We start from the raw sequence: 6,944 nt of genomic DNA on the forward strand, positions 1-6,944 counted from the left end.
AATTTAATTATACACGCTTTTCGGGGATAAAACAAGGAGTATTCAAGAAGGCGCACTGATACGAACGGTTAAATTTGGGCAAAGAGTTTTTCTTTGGTCCGTTCGGCTTCAGCTTTGATCTTTTCGATGTCGAGTTTGGTAAACTCTTTGTTTCGCAGGAGGACTTCCCCGTTTACCAAAACCGTGTCGACGTCCATGCTGTTGGCGCTGTAAGCCATGAGGCTGAGGGCGTCGTGTTTCGGGTACCAATGGAGGCCTTCGCGGTCGACTAAGGTGATGTCGGCTTTGTAGCCGGCTTCGAGTTTGCCGATATCCGTATAGCCCAGGCATTTAGCCCCGCCTTCGGTCAGCATGTTGATCGCCGTTTCAGCCGGGATGACCGTCGGATCGAGGGTGTTGGCCTTGTGGACAAGCGCCGCCAAGTGCATTTCTTCGACGATGTCGAGGTTGTTATTGCTCGAGGCGCCGTCGGTACCGAGGCCGACGGTGAGGCCTTTTTTCAGCATCTTGGCGATGGGCGCAAAGCCGCTGGCCAGTTTCAGGTTGCTGCCGGGATTGTGGGCGACGCGGACGTGTTTTTTAAGCATGATATCCATATCATCGTCATCGACCCAGACGCAGTGGGCAGCCAGGCAACCCGTGTCGAAGAGGCCCAGGTCGTTGAACCAGGCAATAGGCGACTTGCCGTACTGCTTCTTAATGTTTTCGACTTCGCCCTTCGTTTCCGACAAATGGGTATGGATTTCAGCCCCTAATTCATGGGCCAAATCGACGACGCGGGAGAGGTATTCCGGCGTATTGGTGTACGGCGCATGGGGTCCTAGCATGACCGTAATGCGGCCGTCCCCTTTTTTATGCCAGTCTAAAAAGAGCTGTTTATTTTCTTTGAGGGCCGTTTCGGCGCTGGGCGTAATGCCCGTCATGCCCCGGCTCAGGCAGGCCCGGATGCCCGACGCGTCGACGGCGCGGGCGACATCGTCCATAAAGAAGTACATATCGGCAAAGGACGTCGTACCGCAGCGAATCATTTCGGCAATACCGAGCATGGTCTGGGCGTAGACGACGTCGCCGTCAAGCTTATCTTCGGCCGGCCAGATTTTCTTCTGGAGCCAATCCATGAGCTGCATGTCATCGGCATAGCTGCGGAAGACAGTCATGGCGATGTGGTTGTGGGTGTTGACGAAGCCCGGCAGGGCCAGCATCTGCTTGCCGTCCATGACTTCATCGTAATCGGAAAGGACGGGATTTTCGGGAAAGCCCGTGATTTTCGTGCCGTCGATGGCAATGTTTTGATCTTCTATTACCTTGTGGTCCCGATAGAGGCCGACGTGCTGAATCAGTTTTTTCATCCTAGTCCGCTCCTATCAGTCGAGATTCAAATATTTGCGCTGTTCTTCACTGAGGGTATCGATGGCGTACCCCATGGAAGCCAGTTTGATCTTGGCGATATCGTCGTCGATTTCATGAGGGAGGACATAGACGTGGTTTTCAAGTTCCGTATGATGGTCGAGGATGTATTTAGCAGCCAGGGCCTGAACGGCAAAGGACAGGTCCATGATTTCAGCCGGATGACCGTCGCCGGCAGCCAAGTTTACCAGACGGCCTTCCGCCAAGAGGTTGATGACGTGACCGTTGGGAAGTTCATAGCCTTCGATGTTGTGGCGGGCTTCAAAATGGCGGACCGAAAGGGCTTCCAATTCGGGCCGGTTGATTTCGACGTCGAAGTGACCGGCATTGGCCAGGACGACGCCGTCTTTCATGTTCTTCATGTGTTCGCCGCGGATGACGTCTTTATCACCGGTCAAGGTGACGAAGATATCGCCGACTTTGGCCGCTTCGGCCATAGGCATGACTTCAAAACCGTCGAATACGGCTTCGATGGCTTTGATCGGGTCGACTTCGGTGACGATGACGTGAGCACCGAGGCCTTTAGCGCGCATAGCGCAGCCTTTACCGCACCAGCCGTAGCCGGCGACGACGACTTTCTTGCCGACGACAGTGAGGTTCGTCGTGCGCATGATGCCGTCCCATGTCGACTGGCCTGTACCGTAGCGGTTGTCGAAGAGATATTTGCAGTACGAATCGTTGGCTGCAATCATGGGGACCTTCAACTGGCCGGCTTTATCGAGGCCGTGGAGGCGGTTGACGCCGGTCGTCGTTTCTTCCGTGCCGCCGAGGAGGTTTTCCATGGCGTCGCTCCGAGTCGTGTGCAGCAGATGGACCTGATCGCCGCCGTCATCGATGATGATGTCCGGCTTATGGTCGAGGGATTTATTCAGAAAATCGAAGTATTCTTCATCGGTTGCGCCGTACCAGGCATAGACCGTCAGGCCGTCTTCCACGAGAGCTGCTGCGACGTCGTCCTGAGTCGACAAGGGGTTGCTGCCGGTAACGATGACCTTAGCGCCGGCCCGGTGAAGGACTTCGGCCAAATATGCCGTCTTGGCTTCGAGGTGGACGCTGACGCAGATGGTCTTGCCCTTAAAAGTCTGTTCGGCTTTCAATTTGTCGCCAATGGCATTGAGGGCCGGCATGTGACGGTCGACCCAATTGATTTTTTCATGGCCGCTCTTAGCTAATTTGATGTCGCGAATAATTGATTCCATACAGTTCATACCTCTTTCTATAATGAATGCTTGTCAAAAAATGTCTGTACAGCCTCCGTATCGGGATGGCTGATGATGCCCTTTTCGGTGATGATGGCCCGGATGTTTTCATGAGGCGTCACATCAAAGGCCGGGTTATAGACCGGCGTATCCGAAAGGGCTGTGGCAGCGCCTCTGAAGGAGCGGACTTCGTCGTGACTGCGCTCTTCAATGGGAATCTGACTGCCGCCGGAAATCGACCGGTCAAAGGTCGACAGGGGCGCTGCAATATACAGGGGAATACCCAGGACCTTGGCCATCAGGGACAGGCCGTAGGTCCCGATTTTATTGGCCGTATCGCCGTTGGCGGCAATGCGGTCGGCACCGACGATGATGGCGTCGACGCCCTTTTCTTTCATCGTCCAGGCAGCCATGTTGTCGGTAATGAGCGTAACCGGAACACCGCCTGCCATGAGCTCAAAAGCCGTCAGCCGCGCTCCCTGCAGGAGGGGCCGCGTTTCATCGGCATAGACCATCTTGACCTGTCCCCGGCGATGGAGTTCAGAAATGACGCCGAGGGCCGTACCGACGCCGGCCGTCGCCAGAGCTCCGGCATTGCAGTGTGTCAGAAGGGTCAAAAGGCGGTCCCCTTTCCCGATTTCATCGGCACCCCAGCCGGCCATGGCCGTATTGATGGCCACATCGTCGGCATGGATGGCTTTGGCCTTGTCTTCTAAGACGTGGACGATTGCCGTCGGACTTTCGCCGCCATGGGCCTTCGCGCAGGTCATCATCTGCTCCAAGGCCCAGTGAAGGTTGACTGCCGTCGGGCGAGCCCCGTCAAGATTTGTGCAGATATCCTGAAGGGCCGTTATAAAAGGCTTATCACCGGGCTTTTCAAGGATAGAGCGGGCACCTAAGACGACGCCGTAAGCCGCGGCGACGCCGATAGCCGGGGCTCCGCGGACGGCCAGGACGGAGATGGCCTTATGGACGTCCTGCCAGGTCGTACAGGTCAGATAGGTTTCGGTAAAGGGCAGAACCGTCTGATTGAGGAGATAGAGGATTCCTTTTTCCCAGCGCAACGTTTCCATTATACCGTAAATCCTCCGTAAGCCTGGAGCGTGTGGTGGCAGGCACAGTCTTCATCGACGGGATAGTTTTCGATGCTCTTTAAAATGAGCTGGCGCAGGCGCAGGGAGCTCTTGGCCATGGCATCGACGACTTCTTCATGGGTCAGGGGCTTATCGGAAATGCCGGCAGCAAAGTTGGTGACCATGGACACCGTAGCGTAGCAGATTTCCGCTTCCCGGGCCAGGCAGACTTCGGGAACGTTGGTCATGCCGACGATGTCACCGCCGAGTTTTTGGAACATCCGGATTTCCGCCGGCGTTTCAAACCGCGGTCCTTCGGTGCAGACATAGGTTCCCGTAGCATGGAGACGGCAGTCTCCCGCGTCAGCCGCTGCCTGAATAACGTGGCGGCGCAAGGTCGGGCAGTAAGGTTCCGTCATGTCGACGTGGACGACGCCATTGGCTCCACCGTCGAAAAAGGACGTGTGCCGGCTCTTGGTGAAGTCGATGAACTGGTCGGGCAAAACGAAGTCCCCTGGCTTGTACTCGGGATTCATGGATCCAACAGCCGTCGTCGCCAAAATGGCCGTGACGCCGAGGCGCTTCAATCCGAGAATGTTGGCCCGATAGTTGATGAGGTGCGGCGGAATGGAATGCATCCGGCCGTGACGGGCTAAAAAGATGAGGTCTCGGTTCTGATACGTCCCCTTCCAGTAACGAATAGAACCGTAATACGTATCCATGTACCCTTCGCGGACATTGGACAAAATCTTCGGATCACAGACTCCGGTACCGCCGATGATGGCAATAAGTCCCATGATAAAACCTCCCTTTATGAAATGAAGATCAATGCTTGTCTGCCCCGGCCCTTTCGTATAAGGCCGCTACTTCGTCGTGGGACAGGGTATACTTGGCGCCGCAGTAATAGCAGGTCATTTCGACCTGGGGATCCTTCAAGAGGGATTCTTTGTCTTCCGGGCGCAGGGATAGCAAGGCACTTTCAAAGCGCTGGCGCGAGCAGGTGCAGCGCCAGTAGAGATGCTGACGGTACAATTCTTTATAATGCATGCCGCCGAGGATGATGTCGATCAGGCCTTCTCCCTTGGGATGGTCCTTGAGGTACGTCGTCAAGGCGCCGACTTGGGTGATGTTGGCTTCGACACGGGCCAGGTCTTCATCTTTGGCACCGGGCAGGGCCTGAACGAGGAAGCCGCCGGCAGCGGCAATGGTGTAATCCCGGTCGACGAGGACGCCTAAGTTGATCGTCGACGGTACCTGTTCCGACGTATAGAGGTAGTAGGCGATATCTTCGGCAATTTCACCGGATACGAGGTCGGCCTGGCTGGTATAGGTCGTCGTCTTCGGCGTAAAGCGGGTCACGGTCATCTGGCCGTTGCGGCCGACGGCAGCCGAGACGTCGAGTTTGCCGTTCGGTTTTAAAGGCAGATCAATCGTCGGATTGTCGACGTAGCCGCGAAGCTTATTGGTATCGAAGCAATCGGCATGGACGGCGCCCAAAGGGCCGTCGCCGGCGATCTTAATGGATACGCCTTCGTGGTTCTTATAGTCTCCGGCGAGAAGGGCTGCCCCGGTCATGGTCCGGCCCAAGGCGGCACAGGCCACAGGCGATAAGTTATGGCTCTGACGGGCTTTTTCCACGATGCCTGCCGTAAAGGCAATGGACACGCGGATAGCCTCATCTGATGTATAGTGAATAATTTGATTGTCTCTGATCATAATCGATTCTATCCTTTCTCTACAAATCCAATCCTTATTATACAACATCTGTCCACCCCTAGCCAGTCCCGCTCCCAAAAGCCCCATCCATAGCGGCCGCCCTTTCCTTGCCTTTTACTCAATCATTCTATTCAAAATAGATAAAGTTTGTCCGCTTTTTAAGCAGGAATTTGCCGCCTTCATCTCGAATAGTATTAGGAAGCAGCCAAGAAGGAGTGATATCCATGAAGACAGAAAAGAAAACGATTCCCGTACAGGAAGAAGTATCCCCCGACGAAGTCAAGGAAATGGCCCTTTGTCCGCCGGCTCCAGAAACGGAAACGGAGGATCCAGAAGCGCCGTATATGGCCTCCGATATGTATCAGCGCATCGTCGCTTTGATCAACAACTTTGAATCGGAACTCCCCGATACGATGCAGGCCGGCGGCCGCCTGGTCTCGGCCGGCGACATTACCTTCAGCATTCAGGATATCGGCTACTGGGACCCGAATATGATCGTCTTTTACGGCGAACTCTCAGACGGCTCGGCCGTCGAACTGGTCCAGCACCTGTCCCAGCTCAACCTGCTCTTGGTGGCTGTCCCCCGACAAGATGACATCCAAAAACCGCGCCGGGTCATCGGCTTTACCCAAAAAGCAGAACCCGACATCATACACGATGCTCAAGATTAAGTATTATTACGAAAGGATATGCCTTTAATGAAACATGAACTCCCTTATTTCTATATCGGTTCGGCCTACGGCGGCAATCAGGATTGGCTGACAGACCGCATGATGAACCTCGGCGGCTGCGCTGCCGTGACGGCCTGCGATTCGTCCATTTATTTTACCCGCTATAAAGACGCCCAAGGCCTCTATCCCTACGAGACCGAAGACGTCGCCAAGAAGGACTACATCGCCTTTACCAATGTCATGAAGCCCTATCTCCGTCCGCGCTGGGGCGGCATCGACCGCCTCGACATGTATATCGACGGCATGGGTCAATTCCTGACCGACCACGGCGACGACGACATCACCATGTACCCCTGGTCCGGCGATAAGACGGCAGAGGAAACGAAAGACGTCATCAAGGCTCAAATCGACGCCGGATGGCCCATCCCCCACCTGGTCCTGCATCACAACAATCCCAACTTTAAATTCTATGACTGGCACTGGTTCTTACTGACGGGCTACACCGAATTCGACGGCGACTTCATGGTCAAAGCCGTTACCTACGGCTCCTGGCGCTGGCTCGACTTCAACGGGCTGTGGAATACGGGTCACCGCAAAAAAGGCGGCCTCATCCTCTATCATCGTCATTCCTAAGACCGGTATCCCGGTCCTATTTACGAAAAACTCTCCAGCTGCATCGCCAAGTGATATGCTCCCCTTTAGGTAGACATGAGAAATAATAAAATCTCATGCTGCTTGAAGGGGAGTATTTTTAATGCGAAAAAAAAAGTATTGAATACTACAATACCAAACGATTACAGAGAAATCTGGGAGTCTTGACTCCGATGGAAAAACATGCCAGCTATTGGCTGGCAGCATAAAAAACTGCCACCGGAAAC

General features: G+C 54.6%; 7 protein-coding genes. 2 read left to right on the top strand and 5 right to left on the bottom strand.

Annotation, left to right across the window (positions count from 1 at the left end):
• Positions 1-68 precede the first annotated feature (68 nt).
• From A0U42_RS10385 to hslO, 5 genes are read right to left on the bottom strand one after another with little or no spacing between them, the layout of a single operon-like run.
• A complete protein-coding gene (locus A0U42_RS10385) occupies positions 69-1,349 on the bottom strand; it encodes an amidohydrolase (protein WP_065360913.1) in 1,281 nt (426 codons plus the stop codon).
• A 15-nt stretch (positions 1,350-1,364) separates the two neighbouring features.
• Positions 1,365-2,606 (bottom strand): adenosylhomocysteinase, encoded by a 1,242-nt coding sequence (locus tag A0U42_RS10390; RefSeq protein WP_065360914.1) that lies wholly within the window; start codon positions 2,604-2,606, stop codon positions 1,365-1,367.
• Positions 2,607-2,623: 17 nt separating this feature from the next.
• Positions 2,624-3,679: an S-methyl-5-thioribose-1-phosphate isomerase gene (gene mtnA, locus A0U42_RS10395; protein ID WP_065360915.1), complete on the bottom strand. Its 1,056-nt coding sequence runs from the start codon at positions 3,677-3,679 to the stop codon at positions 2,624-2,626.
• Positions 3,679-4,476 (bottom strand): S-methyl-5'-thioadenosine phosphorylase, encoded by a 798-nt coding sequence (mtnP, locus tag A0U42_RS10400; RefSeq protein WP_065360916.1) that lies wholly within the window; start codon positions 4,474-4,476, stop codon positions 3,679-3,681. The genes mtnA and mtnP overlap by 1 nt, the downstream gene beginning before the upstream one ends.
• A 28-nt stretch (positions 4,477-4,504) precedes the next feature.
• The gene (gene hslO, locus A0U42_RS10405) at positions 4,505-5,395 is read right to left on the bottom strand and encodes an Hsp33 family molecular chaperone HslO (RefSeq protein ID WP_065360917.1); all 891 of its coding nucleotides are present in this window, start codon (positions 5,393-5,395) and stop codon (positions 4,505-4,507) included.
• Between the two features lie 224 nt (positions 5,396-5,619).
• On the opposite strand from hslO, the gene A0U42_RS10410 reads away from it, so the two are divergent.
• A complete protein-coding gene (locus A0U42_RS10410) occupies positions 5,620-6,066 on the top strand; it encodes a DUF6173 family protein (protein WP_065360918.1) in 447 nt (148 codons plus the stop codon).
• 27 nt (positions 6,067-6,093) lie between these two features.
• Positions 6,094-6,699: a hypothetical protein gene (locus A0U42_RS10415; RefSeq protein ID WP_065360919.1), complete on the top strand. Its 606-nt coding sequence runs from the start codon at positions 6,094-6,096 to the stop codon at positions 6,697-6,699.
• The last annotated feature ends 245 nt before the right edge of the window (positions 6,700-6,944 follow it).

The sequence above is a fragment of the Megasphaera sp. DISK 18 genome (genome assembly GCF_001682955.1).
In the GTDB taxonomy this organism is placed as follows: domain Bacteria; phylum Bacillota; class Negativicutes; order Veillonellales; family Megasphaeraceae; genus Megasphaera; species Megasphaera massiliensis.

What these genes read in the sequence shown, in the direction of transcription:
- hslO (WP_065360917.1), bottom strand. Translation starts at nt 5,395, where the DNA reads ATGATCAGAGACAATCAAATTATTCACTATACATCAGATGAGGCTATC.
- mtnA (WP_065360915.1), bottom strand. Translation starts at nt 3,679, where the DNA reads ATGGAAACGTTGCGCTGGGAAAAAGGAATCCTCTATCTCCTCAATCAG.
- mtnP (WP_065360916.1), bottom strand. Translation starts at nt 4,476, where the DNA reads ATGGGACTTATTGCCATCATCGGCGGTACCGGAGTCTGTGATCCGAAG.
- A0U42_RS10390 (WP_065360914.1), bottom strand. Translation starts at nt 2,606, where the DNA reads ATGGAATCAATTATTCGCGACATCAAATTAGCTAAGAGCGGCCATGAA.
- A0U42_RS10415 (WP_065360919.1), top strand. Translation starts at nt 6,094, where the DNA reads ATGAAACATGAACTCCCTTATTTCTATATCGGTTCGGCCTACGGCGGC.
- A0U42_RS10410 (WP_065360918.1), top strand. Translation starts at nt 5,620, where the DNA reads ATGAAGACAGAAAAGAAAACGATTCCCGTACAGGAAGAAGTATCCCCC.
- A0U42_RS10385 (WP_065360913.1), bottom strand. Translation starts at nt 1,349, where the DNA reads ATGAAAAAACTGATTCAGCACGTCGGCCTCTATCGGGACCACAAGGTA.